The sequence below is a fragment of the Sphingobium sp. TomMM7A genome (assembly GCF_055397305.1).
Window position 1 is genome coordinate 458,113 of record NZ_AP027312.1, and the last position, 18,279, is coordinate 476,391.

Genomic DNA, 18,279 nt, shown 5'->3' on the forward strand with positions numbered 1-18,279 from the left:
GCCGCCTGGCTACATAATTTGCCGTCGGGGCTAAATTAGTCATCCGTTCGGGCTGGCGCAGGATATCGATCGAGCCTGCCGGTCCCGGTTACAGACATACCGCGATTATGCGCGGGATAGTCCCGCCATGTCGCGCTGCCTCAACTCCCTCGGGTCGCACTGTGGGAGAGAAGCACAGCGTCCCAAAGACCCATCTCCCCACCTGGGGCGCTGTGCTTCACTCATTCCGGACGTCGGATCGACACGAAATAGGACCGTCGAGATAGCGGGCAAGCGCCTCGCTGGCTTCCGGCGTCAAGTGTAGGCCGAGCTTGCTGCGGCGGTAGAAAATGTCCTCTGGGGTCTGTGCCCATTCTTCCCTGACAAGATAGTCGACTTCGGCACGGCTGAGGTCGCCGCCGAATATCTCCCCCAGATCGTCCAGCGTTTCAGCTGCGCCCAGCAGCTTCAGCGCGCATGTGCCGTAGGCGCGGGCAAGGCGGTGGAGGAGCGAATGGGGCAGGGCGGGATATTGGCGCTCCAATTCTTGCACGAAGGCGCTGAAGTCCCCGTCGGGCATGTCCTCGCCCGGAAGCGGTGCGTTCGCGGTCCAGGCGCCTCGCATCTCGACCCCTTGGGACGCGAGGAGGTCGAGCGCCTGCTCGGCCAGTTTCCGGTAGGTGGTGATCTTGCCACCGAAGATGCTGAGAAGAGGAGCGCCTTCGCTGTCGAGGTCGAGGACATAGTCGCGGGTGACGGCGGAGGCGTTGCCTGCCTGATCGTCATAAAGCGGGCGGATGCCTGAATAGGACCAGATGATGTCTTCGCGCGCGATTTTCCGGGCGAAGTAGCTGTTTGCCACGTCGAGCAGATAGTCGATCTCGGTCTCACTTATTTGTGGCTTGCCCGGTGGATCGTGCCACTCTTGCTCGGTGGTGCCGATCAGCGTGAAGCGATGCTCATAGGGAATGGCGAAGATGATGCGGCCGTCAATATGCTGGAGCGTGAGGGCATGGTCCCCTTCGTGGAGGCGCGGCACGACGATATGACTGCCCTTTACGAGGCGGACTTTCCGCTGACTCTCCAGACCGGAGCGGGCGATGATGTCGGCGACCCATGGACCTGCGGCATTGACCAATATGCGTGCGCGCACTTCCTTCACGCCATGCGCATCCTCGATGGCGGCCGACCAGACTGACCCGTCCCGGCGGGCGTGGAGCAGACGGGTGCGGGTTTCGATATGCGCGCCGCGTTTGGCCGCGTCCATCGCGTTCAGCACTACCAGGCGGCTGTCCTCGACCCAGCAGTCCGAATAGAGGAAGCCCCGTCCCTTGCGGTTTGCAAGGCCATTTCCCAAGGGCGATCGATCGAGCGCGATCGTCCGCGTGCCGGGTAGGTTCCGTCGGCCGCCGAGATGATCGTAGATAAAGAGGCCGAGGCGCACCAACCATGCCGGGCGCGTCGAGAGGTTCTGCGGCATCAGGAAGGCAAGCGGCCAGATGATGTGAGGCGCCATGCGCCATAGCCGTTCCCGTTCGATCAGGGATTCACGGACTAGCCGAAACTCGCCATATTCCAGGTAACGCAAGCCGCCGTGGATCAACTTGGTCGAGGCGGAGGAGGTTTGGCTGGCCAGATCGTCCTGCTCCACCAGAAGGAGCCGGTAGCCGCGCCCGGCCGCGTCGCGCGCGATGCCGACGCCGTTTATTCCTCCGCCCACGATCAGCATGTCATAAAGAGGTGGCGTGGCCAAGATCCTCTACCTCCGCGCTTCTGAAACATGGAGGCGGCGGGGCTGCTTCAGTTTCACGAAAGTTCCGAGTTCCCGGCGCAGCATGCCCAGCATCCAGAGCCGATGGCTTGCGATATATTCGGGAAAGCCGTCCGGTTTGGTGGGGTCGAAGACGGGCACCTGCCAGTCCGCAGGCTGTTCTTCATAGGTGGTTTCGATCTGGGCGGCGCCGTCATCGGGAGCATCGACGTGGCTGCCCAGATAGCTGTTGCCCTTGAACCGGAAGGACTTCGTTGGATCAAAGCCAGCCTTGATCAGATAGTCAGGGCCGTTGCGCCCAATCTCGCTGCCATAGCGGGCAGTCCCCGCGACCTTGAACACATTGCTGCGGAAGCGGACGCCGCGCGCCCAGCCGTCCCATTGGGTCGCGACGACCATCTGCACGTCCATCGCCTTTCCGACATGGACGACATTTTTCTCGATCAGCGCGTCTGACACATTGCCCGCGATCTGGAATATGCGCGTGCCGTCATTGTGGCTGACATTGAAGCGGGCGACTGTCCCGTGATTGCCGATATTGGCGCTGTCGTCCTGGCCGGGCGAACAGATGAGCAGAAAGCCGCCTGCATTGTCATGGCTGTAGTTGTAGAGGAACGTGGTGCGGCGGGAGTTGAAATCGGAATCGAAGCCCTGACCATCGTAGCGGGTTCGGGTATAGGCGGCCTCGTTAAGCTGTATCAGGCTGTTGTCCGTGCTCCATTGCCAGATGCCTGCATTATAGCCGGGCGCGCGGCTGCCCGCATAACGCACGATATTATGTTCGATGAGCGCGCCATTGGTGCCACGGGGCACGATGCCGTCGCCGCCAACATCCTCCACATAATTGTCGCGGATGACGACTTTTTCGCTGGGAAACCAGTTGGAGGATGTCACCTGATCGCTGATCCCGGCTATACCGGATCGATCGACGCGCCAGACTATGTTGCGTTCGATGATGAGATCGTCGAACCGGGTCGGTAGCTTTTGCCCGGCGGCGCGGAAGACTATGCCGCCATTATCCTTTCGGTCGTTGGTCCCGCGCACATCGTGAATGTACATGTCGCGAATACGGATACCGCGCGTGATGCCGCGATTCTCCGCCGATATGAGAAGGCCGGTGCGGTGGGCGGGAAGCGGGCTGTCGTTCGTGATTTCGAGGCCGCTGACCGTCACATAATCGGCATTGATGATGCCGACGGCATGGGGAGACACTCCGCCTGCGTCAATGCGCGCGCGGGGGCCTGTTCCGTCAGAGGTGACGGTGATGGGTGCCTTTTCACTTCCGGAACGGGTGAGGGTAAGAGGCTCCCGCCATACCGATCCCGCCATCAGCTTGACCTGATCGCCCGGTTGCAGCGGGAAAGTCGATAGGCGGAAGAGAGAGCGCCACGGCTGCGTTGGTGCGGTGCCGTTGAAGCTGTCGTCGCCCTGCGTCGAACTGACATAATAGGTTTCGGCATTGGCTGTCGCAACGAAGCCTGAAGACAGGACAAGAAAGGATGCGGCGGCCAATGATTTCAGCAAGTTCGGCGTATCCCTTCGCAATAGGTCAGCTTCTTGTTTTAGCGCAATGAGGCTGAATGCGAAGTGAAATGATCGCCGAGGTCAGGCAGAAAAAGGCCCCGCCTCCGGGAGGAGGCGGGGCATGGGAGGGCGGGATGGCCCCGGAAAGCGTTAGAATTTCGCGCCGACGGTGATGCCGTAGGTCCGCGGTTCGGCATAATATCCCCCCGCATAGCCGAGCTGGCCGAAGTCGATGCCGCGAGCAAAATCCTTCGCGTTGGTGAGGTTCTTCACCCACAGGCGGACTTCGCCTTCGCCCGTCCCCAGCGGAATGCCGTCAACGCTGATCTGTGCGTCGATCAGGTCGATATTATCGCCCTTGATCTGTTCGTTGAACGGCGAACCGAGGCTGCTGCTGAAATTATATTTGCCGTCTTCATGCGTATAGCCGATCCGGCCGCGCAGGGTGGCACTGCCCCAGTTCAGCGGGAATTGCGCGTTCAGTGCCACATTGGCGGTGAGCGGTGACGTATAGCCGGGCGTTGCGATCGACGCGATATTGACCGGCGGCTCCCCGGCCACGGGCGACTGTCCGGCCAGGAACTCCTTATATTTTATGTCGATATAGCCGATGCTACCGTCGACCGAGAAGTTGTCGGAAAGGACTGCCTGCGCTTCCGCTTCCACGCCATTATAGACCACCTTGCCCGCGTTGATGATGCGGGTGGCGAACGTGCCCGCTGGAGCGTCGGTAACGGGGCCGATGACAGCGAGGTTGTCGTAGATGTTGTGATAGGCCGCGACGTTCAGGCGCAGGCGGCGGTTGAACAATTCCGTCTTTGCGCCGATTTCGTAGGAAGTCACCTTCTCGGGTTCGAAGCTGCCCAGCTGGTTCGTGCCGGTGAGTGCGGGGTCCTGAGAATTGAAGCCACCCGAGCGATAGCCGGTGGCCGCGCGCGCATAGAGGTTGATGCCATCGGCGACGTCGTAACCGGCCATCAGGTTCCAGGTGAACTTGCTGAACTTGGCAGCGCCATATTCCGGGACGGGAGGCGGCGTCGCACCGTTCTGGAGACGGATCATCTTCTTTTCGTCCCAGGTGTAGCGGCCGCCAGCGGTCAGGCGGATGCCGCTGTCACGACCACCCGGATAGAAGGTGAACTGGCCGTAGAGCGCGGTGCTCTCGCTCGATGTCGTGTAGTTAAGCCGGGCAAGCGTCTGGACGAGCCGGTAACGGGCCGGATTGGCTGCGGCGAAGCCCGGTCCAAGAGGACCGAAATTGGCGAGGAAGACCGAATTGGTGTCGAGGATGAAGCCGCTATTTTGACGACCATTCTCGGACCCCTTCTCCCAGAAGTAGAAGCCGCCGACGACCCAGTCCAGCGAGCTACTGTCGCCGGAAATTTCAATTTCCTGGCTGAACTGCTTGTGGCGCCGCTTATTGTCTACGAAGAACAAATCCTGGCTGACTGTCGGCACCGGCGCTGCGGAAATGAACGGAATGGCGGCAGCCGGTATGGTGGGAATTTGTTGAAGCAGGAATGCAGGCATGCCGTTGAATAGTGTCGCGTTGGAGAAGGCCGGGCCACTAAACGCGCCGATCCCGTCTAGATCGGTAATGCCATCGCTGTTCCAGAAACGATAGCCGGTCGTTGTCTTGACCTTGAAGCCGCCAAAATCATTCTGGACTTGCAGATTATGACCCCAGGTCTTGTCAGTAGCGCTGCTGAGGATGTTGTTGCAGACCTTATGACGATAGGTGCGCGAGGGGACCGCCAGTGCCGCGCATTCCGGGTCCGCGAAGGTTGCCCCCGCCAGATATTGGGCTACCGGCGCCTGCTGCGTCACCACCGCCAGCCGACCATCGACAGTGATCGGGGCGTTGGGCGTACCATCCGCCACGTGGGTCAGGATGAAGGGGAGCGGCGTGCCCTTGATACGGTTCCAGTCGAAAACATATTGGATGCTGCCAGTCCCGCCCAGGTCGATTTTGGCGCCAGCGCGAAAAGCGTCGGACTTTCGCGCACCCGGATCGCGGGAATCGCGGGGTTGCAGGATGTTGTCGATAACCCCGTCACGTTCGCTATGGCTGTAGGAGAAGGTGGTCGAGATGCCTGCAATCTCACCCGGATCGACGGAGATCTTGCCGTTCCACGCGTTGAAATTGCCGTAGCCAGCCTCCGCCTTCAGCCGGAAGGTGGATGAAGGCGCGCGGGAAATGAAGTGGATCGCGCCGCCCGTTGTGTTGCGGCCGAACAGGGTGCCCTGCGGCCCGCGCAGAACCTCTACCCGTTCAATGTCCATGACGTTGAGGCCCATGGCGCCGCCGCGCGCGATATACACGCCATCCACGTAAAGGCCGTTCGCTGCATCGATGCCGAAGCTCTCGCTGCCGCCGTTCGAGATGCCGCGCATGGAAAAGACCGCCGCGCTGTTGCTGGTGGTGCCCTGCGTCACGACGACGTTGGGCGCAAGGCCGCTCAGGTCCCGGCTATCGCGAATGCCGAGCTGTTCCACCTTTTCGGAGCTGATCGCGCTGATGGCGATGGGGACATCCTGAAGATTCTGGGCGCGCTTCTGGGCAGTGACGACGATTTCATCGAGGCCCGGCTCCGAAGGTGTCGCGGTGGTCTGCGCCATTGATTGGCTGGCAAGAGCCAGGCCGCTGACCCCGATGATCAGTTTTAGCGCTGCACATGTATATGTCTTGGCCATCAATATCTCTCCCATAGATATAATAAGGTTTTTAGTTGTGACGAATGCGACCGCGCTGAAGTCTATTTGCGTGTGCCGGACTATTCAGTTCTGGATGCCGCTGGTTGGGGCCTTAGCTGGGCATGTAAAGTTGAGCCGCCTTCCCGCCATCGACGGGTAGAGCTGTTCCCGTGATGTAACTTGCAGCGTCGGACAGCATGAAGACGATGGCATGAGCCAATTCTTCGGGCTGGCCCCCACGCTGCATGGGTATGGCGGCTGTTATACGGGTGGCAGTGTCCGCTGCGCGTGCCGAAAAAAGTTCAGTTGGTGCTGTTTGCACCTGGCCGGGAATGATCGCGTTTATCCTGATTCCGAGTGGCGCAGCCTCCATCGCGGCGGCGGCGGTGAAGTGGACGAGCGCAGCCTTTGAGGCGGAATAGCTTGCCATGTTCACGGTCGCGCGGATGCCGCAGGTCGAGGCGATGTTGACGATCGATCCCTTGCCCGCCTGAGCCATCACTTTCAGGGCGGCCTTGGTGCTGACGAAGGCGGCGTCGCTGTTGACGGCAAAATCCTTGCGCCAATGTTCCAGCGTCAGTTTGCTGATCGGCGCATAATGGGTGGACATGGCATTGTTCACCAGCATGTCGAGGCGCCCATATTTTTGCGCGGTGCCTTCGACCATCGCCGCAAGGGCATCGGTGTCAGTGACGTCGAGCTGGATTGCTTCGATCCGGCCGCCTTGTGCAGAGATGCTGTCGCGCGCGCTGTCGAGTAGCGCCTGCCTGCGGCCGCAAATGACGACCTGAGCGCCGCGCTGCGCCAACAGGGTGGCGGTCGCGAGGCCGATGCCATCGCTGCCGCCCGTGATGATGGCGACGCGGCCTTGAAAATCCTCGCTCATTCGACGTCCAGAACCTCACCTAAACAGAATCACACTCTTGCCGAAGCCGGTGCGATGCGACTCAGGATCATTCAGAATTCGTAATTTGTAAATCTATAAATTACGAATATGGATGTTTCGAGGCGTCGTAATGAACATATGGCGGCTTCGGAATGATGCTGCGATCCGCCATTGTCTAAGCCGAGATTGCGCGAAAATCATTTTGGTTTCAGGGTATTTCAGCGACTTCCTCGCTTGCGGAAGCAGCATGAACGGCTGTCTGAAATGTGCGGAAAAATAATATTGTTGAATTACGCGAATGACGGAATAAAGTTGGCCTCAACAAAAGCAGGCGACGAGTCGAGGATAGAGGATGTCGGGAATGAGCGGGGCTGCGGCTCCGGCGAAAACTCCCGTCGAGAAAATTCCACGGCGGTAGAGTGATCCCCAAGGATAGCATGAGCAAGATCGACCCAATTTTCGCGACAGTCACCGCGCCAGGAACGCCTTTTGAGATTGGCGAGCAGGATGGGCTGCGCTTTTTCGTGAACGCGCCGTCGGACCTCAATCAATTGATAGAAGGCGCGCGCCGCTTTGGAGAGCAGGTCTGTATCGTTGATTTCGACGGGCCAGAGGGTGAGCGGCGGCTGAGCTTTGCGGACATGTTCGCTTGGCGGGATGAGTTGGCAGCCCGATTGGGCATAGAGCGGGGGCAGCGGGTCGCGATCTGCATGCGCAACCGCGCGGAGTGGATGGTGGCGTTTCTGGCGGTTGTGAAGCAGGGCGGCGTTGCAGCATTGCTCAACAGCCGTGGGTCGCCCGCCGAACTTCATGCCATGGTCGAGGAGGTTACGCCTGACCTCGTTCTGGCGGACACTGAAAGAGCGGCGTTGCTGCGCGACGGAGGCTATGCGGGGCGTCTGATCGACGTGACGCAGCCGTTGGGTGATGAGACGTCACCGATCGCGAACAATGCGGCTGCGGAACCGGGCGATCCGTGTGCCATATTGTTCACGTCGGGAACGACCGGGCGGGTAAAGGGCGCGGTGCTTTCCCACCGCAGCCTGATTACCGGATTGCTGGGCACGCAACTGACCGGAATGATGGTGCTGCACAATATGGCGCGCGAATATGGGGTTCCGGTGGAGGCCATCGCAGCGCAGGTGCCGCCTCAGGCGATTTTGCTGGTTTATCCACTCTTCCACATTTCGGGGTTGGGCGCTGGCTTCCTTGCGCCATTCCTGTCGGGCGGCAAGATCGTCGTGATGCGCCGCTGGGACGCAGAGGAGGCTGTGCGCCTGATCGAGCGGGAGCGGGTGACGCAGCTTTCCACCGTCCCCACCATGTTGTGGGACATGGTGCATCGCGCGCGCAGCAAAGATGCCGACCTTAGTTCCGTGCGGAACATTGGATCGGGTGGGCAGGCGCTGCCGCTCAACCTGCTGGAAGAGGTGCGGGCGCTCTGCCCGCATGCGATGATTGGCGTTGGCTATGGCATGACGGAAACATCGGGCGCGATCGCGCAGGCCGTGGGAGCGGACTTTCTGGCTGCTCGTGCTTCGGCGGGACGGGTGTTGCCGCTGGTAGATTTGCGGATCGAGCGCGAGGACGGCGCGGTCTGTGGTCCGAATGAAACCGGCGAGATCATCGTGCGCAGTGCCATGATCATGAATGGCTACTGGAACAGGCCGGAGGATACGGCAAAGAGCCTTACGCCCGATGGCTGGCTGCGCACTGGCGACATCGGCTATCAGGATGAGGAAGGCTATATCTTCATCGTCGACCGCGCCAAGGACATGGTGATTTCAGGCGGCGAGAATATCTATTGCGCCGAAGTCGAGCGCGTCCTCAGCGAAATGCCGCAGATCACCGAATGCGCGACCTTTGGGATCGCGGACGATCGACTGGGCGAGGCGCTGGTCGCGGTGGTTCAGGCGGATGGTCTGGATGAACGCAGCATCATCGATTGGGTGGCGGGCAGGCTTGCACCCTATAAGGCGCCGGTGCGCGTCGCCTTTTCGGCCAAGCCCCTGCCGCGCAACCAGTCGCAGAAAATCAACAAGATCGCGCTTCGTGCGCTCTGGCCCGAGTTGGCCGAAAACAACTGAACAGGAGAGTTCCCATGGGCATTCCCAAGGACATAAAGATAATCGATTGCATGCTGGGTATTCCGGACGCGGAAGACCGCTCCGCCTGGTTCGATCCCTTCCGGCCGCTGATCAAGGATCAGCAGACGCTCCAGCAATTCGCGATGCCGGCGCAATATATGTTCAAGGACATTCCGCAGACAGGCAAGGTCGATGATTTCGTGTCCTGGACTGTCGAGCAGATGGACCAATATGGCATCGACAAGGCGCTTGTCGGGTGGAACGACAATCCCACATCCTATCGCGCCAAGGAAATGTTCGGGGATCGTTTCTTCTTCGACCTGCCCTGTGACCCCAACAAGGGTATGGAGGAAGTTCGCCGGATCAAGCGCATCCATGCCGAAGTCGGCCTGTCGGCGATCAGCGTGTTCCCGGCGGGCACGCTGCCGCAAGTGGCGATCAACCACAAATATATGTTCCCGCTCTATACGGTTGCCGCCGAGCTGGGTCTGCCCGTGCTGCTCAATGCCGGTATTCCGGGGCCGCGTATTCCGATGGAAACGCAGAAGGTTGAGCATCTGGATGAAGTGTGCTGGTTCTTCCCTGACCTGAAAGTCGTCATGCGCCATGGCGCGGAGCCGTGGGAAGCTTTGGCGGTCAAGCTGATGCTCAAATGGCCGAACCTATATTATTCGACGAGTGCCTTTGCGCCCAAACATTATCCCAAGGCGATCATCGACTACGCCAACACGCGTGGCGCGGACAAGATCATCTATGCGGGGTACTTCCCCATGGGTCTCAGTCTGGAACGGATCTTCAGCGACATGCAGAACGTCCCCTTCAAGGACGAAGTCTGGCCGAAGTTCCTGCGCGAAAACGCCCTCAAGGTCTTTGACCTCAAATAATCTGACGGAGCCTTTCCATGTCGAACCCTGAAACCGCCGCCGCATCCGACGCGCGCACCCCGCCGGTTGCCGTATGGCAGATACTTGAGAAGCTGAAGGGGCAGGACCTGCTTGATTGGCGGCTGGCCGAAGTAAAGGACCGCGCATCAATCGAAGAGCGCAACCTGGATATCGGCATTCCTTTTGGCTGGTATCCGATCCTCTTGTCCTCGGAATTGCAGGTCGGCGAAGTGAAGCCGCTGCGCTATTTCTCCAAGGATCTGGCGATCTGGCGCGGCGAGGATGGCAAGGTCCGCATGCTGGACGCCTATTGCAAGCATCTGGGCGCGCATATGGGCCATGGCGGCAAGGTGCATGGCAATCTGCTGGAGTGCCCCTTTCACGCTTGGCGCTATGACGGCGACGAGGCGGTGGTGAAGGACGTGCCCTATGCTCGCAATATCCCGCCGCAGGTGAAGCGCAAGTGCACGCGCAACTGGCACATCACCGAAGCGAACCGCTTTATCTGGGCCTGGTATCATCCCCAGGATGAAGCGCCGCTGTTCGACGTGGCGGTACTGCCGGAGGCGAGCGACCCTGAATGGACCGATTATGAGGTCCATGAATGGAATGTCTGGGGTTCGCTCCAGAATATGGCGGAAAATGGCGTCGACGTTGCGCATTTCCGGTTCATTCACGGGACTGCCAACGTGCCGTTGGGCGAACTGCGCTGGGGCGATTGGGGCCGTGGCGCGGACGTGAAGGCCAAGATGGGCACGCCGTGGGGCGAGGTGGATGGCTGCATCAGCTATGACACGATGGGGCCGGGGCAAAGCTGGACGCGCTTTACCGGCATTTCAGAGACGCTGCTGGTTGCCTGCCTAGCACCGGTCGAGCTGGATCATGTGCATGTCCGCTTCTGCTTCACCCAGCCCAAGGCGCAGGCTGAAGGCGAGCGGGCGGGCGTTGCCAAGGCGATCATCCGCGACATCTGCAAGCAATTTGATCAGGACAAGGTGGTGTGGGACCGGCAGAAGTTCGAGCCGAACCCGATCATCTGCGATGGTGACGGCCCGATCCCGCAGTTCCGCAAATATTATGCGCGCTATTATGCGGATCAGAGCGCGACAGTAGAGGCATAGCGCGGATACGACCGGCTACACCCACCAGCCCCGTTCGGGCTGAGCCTGTCGAAGCCCTCTTCCTTCTTCAAAAAAAGAGAGTGAGGCCCTTCGACAGGCTCAGGGCGAACGGGGCGGGGGTAGATGATCCCCTAGACTGTCACGCCAAAAGAACCTCTTGGAGAGATAGAAATGGACATGACACGCCGGGAAACAGTGGCAGGCGGTGCGGCGCTTGTGGGGTTGGCGGGCATTGGCAAGGCTGCGACGCCGCGTTCCACTCCGCTCGACACGCACGACGCCATGGGTCTGGCTGAACTTGTCGCCAAGAAGCAGGTATCGCCCGGCGAGTTGCTGGAGGCGGCGATTGGCAAGGCGGAGGTGCTGAACCCGCGGTTCAACTTCATGGCGCAGAAACATTATGACTATGGCCGTACCGCAATCGCAAAGGGTCTGCCGCAAGGGCCGTTTAGCGGCGTTCCCTGGCTGTTGAAGGACCTGAACACCTATATTGCGGGCCTGCCGACTGAGAATGGGAGCCGCTTCTACAAGGGATACAAGCCTGAGGTAACGTCCGAGCTGGTGCGACGCATTGAGAAGGCGGGCTTTGTCATCTTCGGCAAGACGACGGTGCCGGAACTGGGCCTGACCGGCACGACCGAGAACAAGCTGACCGGCGACACGCGCAACCCCTGGGACGTGAGCCGGATTACGGGTGGATCGTCGGGCGGTGCGGCGGCGGCGGTGGCTGCGGGGGTTCTGCCCGCCGCTCACGCGACTGACGGGGGCGGGTCGATCCGTATCCCGGCGTCCTGCTGTGGGCTGTTCGGATTGAAGCCTAGCCGGGGGCGCGTGCCGATGGGGCCGCCACGCACCGAAGGCTGGGGTGGACTATCAGTGCATCATGCCGTCACCCGCAGCGTTCGGGATTCCGCCGCTATTTTGGATGCGACGCAGGGTCCAGAGCCGGGCGGCCGCTATGCAGCGCCGACGCCGGGCGAGACTTTCCTGTCGCAAGTCGGGAAAGCGCCGGGGCGTTTGCGGATAGCGTTGATGCTGAATGCGCCTGCTGGATCGCCGGTCGACCCGGAATGCGTGAAGGCGGCGCGCAAGGCAGCGCGGCTGTGCGAGAGCTTGGGCCATCATGTCGAGGAAGCGGCGCCCAAGCTGGACATCGCGGCGATGGGGGCGGCGAGTTTCGTGTTGATCGGCTCATCCGTGGCTGCGGACATGATGGATCGCGCGAAGGCGACCGGCATCGCGATCGGGCCGGATGTGCTGGAGCCGATTACGCTGGGCTTTGTCGGCTACGGGCAGAAGACGACTGGCATGGACTTCGCTCGCGCGAACAATACGTTGCAGGCGGCGGCGATCACCATGGCGCAGTTCATGGCGAATTATGATGTGATCCTTTCGCCGACATTGGCCGCTCCCCCGCTGAAGCTGGGGCAGATCAACCTGACGCCTGATGTGGATTTTGCCGCATGGGGACAACGCGCGGCGGTCTTCTCGCCCTTTACCCAGGTTGCGAACATGACCGGCCAGCCTGCCATGTCGGTGCCACTTGCCATGTCATCGGCGGGTCTGCCGATCGGGGTGATGTTTATGGGACGCTATGGCGACGAGGCGCTGCTGTTCAGGCTTGCGGGGCAGCTGGAAAGTGCTGCGCCCTGGAAGAACAGGCGTCCGGCGATTTAATATATTGGAGAATATGATGCGCGGATTGGAAGGCAAGGCGGGGATCGTCGCAGGCGGCGGGCGCGGTATCGGCGCGGCCACGGCGCGGCGGTTAGTGGCTGAGGGCGCATCAGTCGTGATCGGCGACATTGTCGGCGAGTGGGCGCAAGAGACCGCGCGCTCCATTCGCGAGCAGGGCGGACGGGCGATCGGCGTGGTGCTTGACGGCACGAAGGCGGCGTCTCAGGCGGCGATCGTTGAGGCCGCCTTGTCCGAGTTCGGGCGGCTCGACTTCTACCACAGCAATCTGGCGGGCGGCACCGAAGGCGACATCGATGTGCTGAACTGTTCGGAAGAGGTGCTGGATCGGTCCTTCGCGATCAATGCCAAGAGCCATTTCCTGGCGACGCAGGCTGCGCTTCCAGTGCTGTTGGAGCGTGAGGGTGGCGCGATGATCTACACCTCCTCCGGCGCAGCGATTTCGGGAAACCCGATGCAGGTCGCCTATCCGATGACGAAGAATGCTTTACATGCGCTCGTCCGGCACGTCGCCCGAAAGTTCGGGAAGCAGGGCATCCGCGCCAATGGCATTTGCCCTGGGGTCGTCCTGACCGAAGCGGTGGCCCAGCATCTGACGCAGGATTATGTGGACAATATGCTGGAGAATTTGCCTCACCGTCGCCTAGGCAAGCCCGATGATATTGCGGGCGCGGTCGCGTTCCTCGCGTCCGACGATGGGGAATGGGTTAACGGGCAGCTCTGGCATGTGAATGGCGGATCGCTTTTGCGAGACTGAAGGCATGCGCCCTGCTTCCAACCCTAAGGTGGCGCTCGCGATGTTGCTGGCCGGAGGATGCGCTTTCGATTCGACCTTCTGGCCCTTTGCTGGCAAGAGCAGCGGTTGAAAGAGGTTGAGTGGGTATATGAGCGAGACGTTTGCGTTCGACGAGACGGACCGGAAGATTGTCGAACAGCTGCGGCAAAATGGCCGGGCCACCAATCAGCAGATCGCGGAATCCCTCAACCTGATTGCTTCCACCGTTTCGACGCGCATCCGGCGGATGGAGGATGCGGGCATGCTGCGCGTTGTAGCCGTGTCCGACTTTGCGGTGCATGGCTATCATGTCCTGATCCACCTGGCGGTGCAGGTGAGTGGGCGGTCGGCATTGGACGTTGCGGAAGAACTGGCTGTATTTCCTGAAGTCTTCGCTGCGCATCTGGTGACGGGTAATTATGAGATTAGCCTGCTCCTGACGCTCCGTGACATTGATGAGCTTCCCTCACTGATCACGGATCGTTTGTCGAAGGTGCGGGGAATAAGATCGATGACACCCGCGATTGGGCTCGACATTGTCCGCTATGGCCTGGATACCGCTCCGATCGATCGCAGGAGGCTTGCATGAGGAGGCCGGACCTCGACGAGCTGGATCACCAGCTGATCGACATATTGGCGCAGGACGCGCGCGTGTCCAACCGCAAGATCGCGGCCGATCTGGGCGTGAATGAGGGCACGGTCAGGGGCCGCATCAAGCGGTTGCAGCAGGAAAAGCTGATCGCTTTCACCGCCCTGACGGGGTTGAAGCTGGAGAAGGCGACCAATGTGGCTTTCGTCGCGGTGCAGGCGGATGTCAGCCATGTCCGCCAGATCGCGCGTGACATCGCGCATATACCGCTGGTCAAGGCCGTGATGATCACATTGGGGCCGTGCAACATCATGGCTACGTGCCTGTATGATGACCTTGACAACCTTCACAAGATGGCGTCGGGGCAGATTCTGTCGATGGAGGGGGTAAATCACGTCGAAACCTCCCTGGCGGTCAGGACTGTGAAGTTCAGCAACCGCGTAGTTCGGATCACGGACGCGCAGACGGTCAGCAGCTTGTAAGGTTCAAGTGAACAGTTAAATTCGGAATTTAAATATTTTCAAATTCCGCATATGAGCGCTTGAAAAGGAAAATGACCTCATATAGCAGGATGTGAGCGGCGTTTGGCAGTATATGGCTGCCGATCGTCAATGGCAGGAGAGAGCCGCCGCGTCATTGGATGGCTGATGTCTCGCACCGTTGGGTGTCGGGGCAAGGATCTCCGCCAGCATATTTAAAGGCGGCCGAGATGGAATTCGCATTTACCGACGAACAACAAATGATCGCGGAGACGGCGCGCAGCTTCTTCGCGGAGAATGCCACCAGCGAGCGTACGCGCAAGGCGATGGCGGGCGACGGCATCGATCGGGCGCTTTGGCAGGCTTTCTGTCAGGAACTGGGGCTATCCGGCATCGGACTTCCGGAAAGCGCGGGCGGTGCGGGCCTAGGCATGGTGGAGCTGGCGATCATCGCTGAGGCGGCAGGCGCTCAGGTGGCGGCATTGCCTATGCTGAGCAGCTTGGCGCAGGCTGCGCAGGCCATCGCAGCTGGCGGTGACTCGGAGCAGCAGGACCAGTGGCTACCGCGCCTGATCTCTGGAGAGGCGATCGGTGGTTATTTCTATGGCGCGGACATTCAGTCGGATGGCGACCGGCTGACGGGCGGATCGCGTTTCGTCGCCCACGGCGCCTGTGCGGACATGTTTGTGGTGACGAACATACGGCAGGTCTGGATTGTCCGCGCGGATGCGCCCGGCGTGAGGGTGACGAGCCAAACGAGCATGGACCAGACCCGGCCCTTGGCTCATGTGCGGCTGGACAATGTGGCGGGCGAGCGGCTTGCCGATCCGGAAGCTGCGCTGGCCGCTGTCCATCGCGCTGGGTTCATCGCGGCGGCTGCGGAGGCGCTGGGCGGCGCGCAGGCGTGCCTCGACCGGACTGTTGACTATTCCAAGGAGCGTATCCAGTTCGGTCGGCCGATCGGGTCTTTCCAAGCCTATAAGCACAGGCTGGCGGACATGATGGTGGAGATCGAGCAGGCCCGGTCGGCGGTATATTGGGCCGCCTGCGCCGTGGATGAGGGCGCTGAGGAGGCGGAGATGGCCATTCATGCCGCCAAATCCTTTGCCACCGACACCTATTTCCGCTGCGCCGGTGATATGATCCAGCTGCATGGCGGTATCGGTTTCACCTGGGAGCATGACGCGCATCTGTTTTTCAAGCGCGCCCGTGCGCTTCAGACGATGCTTGGCAACAACGTCTGGCATCGTGAGAAGATCGCCATGATGATTCTGGGAGAAGCGGCATGAAACTCGGATTTTCCCCAGAAGAAGAACTGTTCCGGAAGGAGTGCGCCGACTGGCTGAATGGCCAGATGGCGGGCGAATTTCGCGACATCAAGGGCATCACCAAGCTGACCGGCAGACCGGAACGGCGGAAGGAGTGGGAGCAACAGCTTGCCGCGCATCGCTGGTCCTGCATCGGTTGGCCCTCGCAATGGGGCGGGCGCAACGCGACATTGGCGCAGCAGGTGATCTTTGCCGAGGAATATGCCCGGGCGGGTGTTCCGGGGCGCGTCAACCATATCGGCATCGAGCTTGCTGGTCCCACAATCCTGACATTCGGCACCGAGGAGCAGAAGCAGCGCTTTCTGCCCGGCATTGCGGGCGGCAAGACCATTTTCTGCCAGGGCTTTTCCGAGCCCAATGCCGGTTCGGACCTTGCCAGCGTGCGGACGAAGGCGCGGCTTGAAGACGGCGAATGGGTGGTGAACGGCCAGAAGATCTGGACCAGCCTCGCCCATATTTCCGATTGGATCTTCGTCGTGACGCGCACGGAGGAAGGATCGCAGGGGCCGAAGGGCCTCACCTTCCTGATGATGCCCATCGATCAGCCGGGTATCGAGATACGCGGTATCCGCCAGATCAATGGTGATGCGGAGTTCAACGAAACCTTCTTCACTGACGCGCGGTGTCCGGCCGACAGCCTGATCGGCGCGGTGGGCGATGGGTGGCGGATCGCGATGGGCCTGCTGGCCTTTGAGCGGGGCGTGTCGACGCTGGGTCAGCAAATGGGGTTCCGCAATGAACTTGACGAGATCATCGCGGCGGCCAAGGCCAATGGAGCAGCGAATGATCCCTTGATCCGTCAGCGCCTCGCCAAAGCGGAAGTGGGCCTGCGCCTGATGCGGTACGGAGCGTTGCGCATGTTGTCGCAAACTGATCATTCCAAGATCGATGGCGCTGCGCTGACCTACAAGATTCAGTGGGCCAGCTGGCGCCGCGACCTTGGGGAACTCGCCATGGACGTGCTGGGCCAAGTCGGCGAGATCAGCGATCACGCAGAATATGAATGGGATACGCTGCCTAACCTGTTCCTCTTCTCTCGGGCCGACACCATTTACGGTGGCACCAACCAGATTCAGCGCAACCTGATCGCGGAGCGGGGGCTGGGCCTGCCGCGTGAACCGCGCGGGAACGCCTGAACGGTGGAGGAGGAAGATGCCTTCGAGCGATTGAAGAACCTGCCGCCGCGGGGGCATCATGCGTTGCTGGGCATCTATAATGTCGATCATGGACCGGACTGGGCGGAACTGGCGTGTCCCTTCGCTCCCGGGTTTCTGATGGATGCCGATGCGGGTCTGGTATCGTCCGGCCCCATCATTTCGCTGGTCGATGCGGCAGCAGGTTCCGCCATCATCGCGCGCACGCGCCAGTGGCGGGGGATGGCTACGCTCGACCTGCATATCGATTATCTGCGGCCAGCAAGGGCAGGGCACAGCCTTCATGCGCGCGCCCATTGCCATCATTTAACGCGCAAGGTCGCTTTCACCCGTTGTGACGTTCATGATGGTGACCCGCAGGCGCCGATCGCCACGGCAACCGCCAGCTTCTTCTTTACGGACGAGTCATGATCGTTCGCACCCCCTATGCGCAGATGCTGGGCATCCGGAGCGTTGCGCTGGATGGCGAAACGGCCGTCCTGATGATGCCCGCTGCTCCTTCGCTCGAAGGACGGTCGGGGTTTCTATATGGTGGCGTCATCGCCAGTCTGCTGGAACTCGCATGTCTTGAGGCCGTCGCGCAGGATCGGAGGGAGCCTTGGCCCAAGCCGATCAACATGTCGTTCGACTTCCTGCGTGGAGGACTGATGATCGACAGCTATGCGCAGGCCCGGCTCATCCGTGTGGGGCGAAGGGTCGTGAACGCCGATGCGATTTGCTGGCAGGCGGATCGGGACAAGCCCATAGCGACGGGTCGCATGCACCTGCTGCTGGACTGAAGCAAAGGGCGCGGGGCGGCACGGGCGGTCGACCAAAACCGCCGGGCGAGCGGGATGCTTATGTGGCCGATGCCGCGAGAAAGGAGCCTTGATTGTCATATGACAGGCAACTTTTTCGTCCCTCATGACTTGGCATGATCATCAACCCGCGAGCGATCAGCAAGGGAGAAGTTCATGGCGCAGACTCGTGAGCAGCGTGGCGAAAAGGAAACCAAAGCGGCTGTCGCCAAGGTGAAAAAGACAGGCAAGGTCACCGATGGCGCGCGAGGAGGGATCACCGCGCCGGTTACGCCCTCTCCTGAGCTGGCCGACATTATTGGCGATAGCAAGATTCCGCGAAGCGAAGTGGTCAAGAAGATCTGGGCCTACATCAAGGCGAATGACCTCCAAAATCCAAAGGACAAGCGAGAGATACTGGCCGATGACAAGCTGGAAAAGATATTCGGAGGCAAGAAGGCCAGCATGTTCGAAATGAACAAGCATTTGGCGAAGCATCTCAAGGCTTGAGATGGATATTCAGACGAACTGTGTGAA

At 60.6% G+C, this 18,279-nt stretch carries 16 protein-coding genes; 12 read left to right on the plus strand and 4 right to left on the minus strand.

Going from position 1 to position 18,279, the window contains the following annotated elements:
* Positions 1 to 217: 217 nt before the first annotated feature.
* From ACZ5ZH_RS14895 to ACZ5ZH_RS14910, 4 genes are all read right to left on the minus strand, one after another.
* Positions 218 to 1,708 (minus strand): glycerol-3-phosphate dehydrogenase, encoded by a 1,491-nt coding sequence (locus ACZ5ZH_RS14895; RefSeq protein WP_464773291.1) that lies wholly within the window; start codon positions 1,706 to 1,708, stop codon positions 218 to 220.
* A gap of 30 nt (positions 1,709 to 1,738) precedes the next feature.
* Positions 1,739 to 3,274, minus strand: coding sequence for a right-handed parallel beta-helix repeat-containing protein (locus ACZ5ZH_RS14900; protein ID WP_464772826.1), 1,536 nt, complete (start codon positions 3,272 to 3,274; stop codon positions 1,739 to 1,741).
* Positions 3,275 to 3,424: 150 nt separating this feature from the next.
* Positions 3,425 to 5,968: a TonB-dependent receptor gene (locus ACZ5ZH_RS14905; protein ID WP_464772827.1), complete on the minus strand. Its 2,544-nt coding sequence runs from the start codon at positions 5,966 to 5,968 to the stop codon at positions 3,425 to 3,427.
* A 112-nt stretch (positions 5,969 to 6,080) separates the two neighbouring features.
* A complete protein-coding gene (locus ACZ5ZH_RS14910) occupies positions 6,081 to 6,854 on the minus strand; it encodes an SDR family NAD(P)-dependent oxidoreductase (protein ID WP_464772828.1) in 774 nt (257 codons plus the stop codon).
* Positions 6,855 to 7,291: 437 nt separating this feature from the next.
* Here ACZ5ZH_RS14910 and ACZ5ZH_RS14915 point away from each other — a divergent pair, with 437 nt between their 5' ends.
* The 12 genes from ACZ5ZH_RS14915 to ACZ5ZH_RS14970 all read left to right on the plus strand — a co-directional run bounded on the left by ACZ5ZH_RS14915 (position 7,292) and on the right by ACZ5ZH_RS14970 (position 18,252).
* Positions 7,292 to 8,941 carry a class I adenylate-forming enzyme family protein gene (locus ACZ5ZH_RS14915; protein ID WP_464772829.1) on the plus strand — a complete coding sequence of 550 codons (1,650 nt, stop codon included), beginning with the start codon at positions 7,292 to 7,294 and terminating at the stop codon, positions 8,939 to 8,941.
* Between the two features lie 14 nt (positions 8,942 to 8,955).
* Positions 8,956 to 9,825: an amidohydrolase family protein gene (locus tag ACZ5ZH_RS14920; protein ID WP_464772830.1), complete on the plus strand. Its 870-nt coding sequence runs from the start codon at positions 8,956 to 8,958 to the stop codon at positions 9,823 to 9,825.
* Between the two features lie 17 nt (positions 9,826 to 9,842).
* Positions 9,843 to 10,946: a Rieske 2Fe-2S domain-containing protein gene (locus ACZ5ZH_RS14925; protein ID WP_464772831.1), complete on the plus strand. Its 1,104-nt coding sequence runs from the start codon at positions 9,843 to 9,845 to the stop codon at positions 10,944 to 10,946.
* 171 nt (positions 10,947 to 11,117) lie between these two features.
* Positions 11,118 to 12,623, plus strand: a complete 1,506-nt coding sequence (locus tag ACZ5ZH_RS14930) for an amidase (protein WP_464772832.1) — start codon at positions 11,118 to 11,120, stop codon at positions 12,621 to 12,623.
* Positions 12,624 to 12,636: 13 nt separating this feature from the next.
* Entirely contained in the window at positions 12,637 to 13,398 is a 762-nt protein-coding gene (locus ACZ5ZH_RS14935) for an SDR family NAD(P)-dependent oxidoreductase (protein ID WP_464772833.1), read from the plus strand.
* Between the two features lie 127 nt (positions 13,399 to 13,525).
* Positions 13,526 to 14,005: an Lrp/AsnC family transcriptional regulator gene (locus tag ACZ5ZH_RS14940; RefSeq protein WP_196227172.1), complete on the plus strand. Its 480-nt coding sequence runs from the start codon at positions 13,526 to 13,528 to the stop codon at positions 14,003 to 14,005.
* The gene (locus tag ACZ5ZH_RS14945; RefSeq protein WP_460988963.1) at positions 14,002 to 14,487 is read left to right on the plus strand and encodes an Lrp/AsnC family transcriptional regulator; all 486 of its coding nucleotides are present in this window, start codon (positions 14,002 to 14,004) and stop codon (positions 14,485 to 14,487) included. Before ACZ5ZH_RS14940 ends, ACZ5ZH_RS14945 begins: the two co-directional genes overlap by 4 nt.
* Before the next feature lie 227 nt (positions 14,488 to 14,714).
* Positions 14,715 to 15,773 (plus strand): acyl-CoA dehydrogenase family protein, encoded by a 1,059-nt coding sequence (locus ACZ5ZH_RS14950; protein WP_460988964.1) that lies wholly within the window; start codon positions 14,715 to 14,717, stop codon positions 15,771 to 15,773.
* Positions 15,770 to 16,948, plus strand: coding sequence for an acyl-CoA dehydrogenase family protein (locus tag ACZ5ZH_RS14955; RefSeq protein ID WP_464772834.1), 1,179 nt, complete (start codon positions 15,770 to 15,772; stop codon positions 16,946 to 16,948). The genes ACZ5ZH_RS14950 and ACZ5ZH_RS14955 overlap by 4 nt, the downstream gene beginning before the upstream one ends.
* Positions 16,949 to 16,951: 3 nt before the next feature.
* The gene (locus ACZ5ZH_RS14960; RefSeq protein ID WP_464772835.1) at positions 16,952 to 17,377 is read left to right on the plus strand and encodes a PaaI family thioesterase; all 426 of its coding nucleotides are present in this window, start codon (positions 16,952 to 16,954) and stop codon (positions 17,375 to 17,377) included.
* On the plus strand, positions 17,374 to 17,745 hold the full coding sequence (locus ACZ5ZH_RS14965) for a PaaI family thioesterase (protein WP_464772836.1): 372 nt from the start codon (positions 17,374 to 17,376) through the stop codon (positions 17,743 to 17,745). Before ACZ5ZH_RS14960 ends, ACZ5ZH_RS14965 begins: the two co-directional genes overlap by 4 nt.
* Before the next feature lie 174 nt (positions 17,746 to 17,919).
* Complete coding sequence (locus ACZ5ZH_RS14970) at positions 17,920 to 18,252, plus strand: SWIB/MDM2 domain-containing protein (protein ID WP_449469031.1); 333 nt, start codon at positions 17,920 to 17,922, stop codon at positions 18,250 to 18,252.
* Positions 18,253 to 18,279 lie beyond the last annotated feature (27 nt).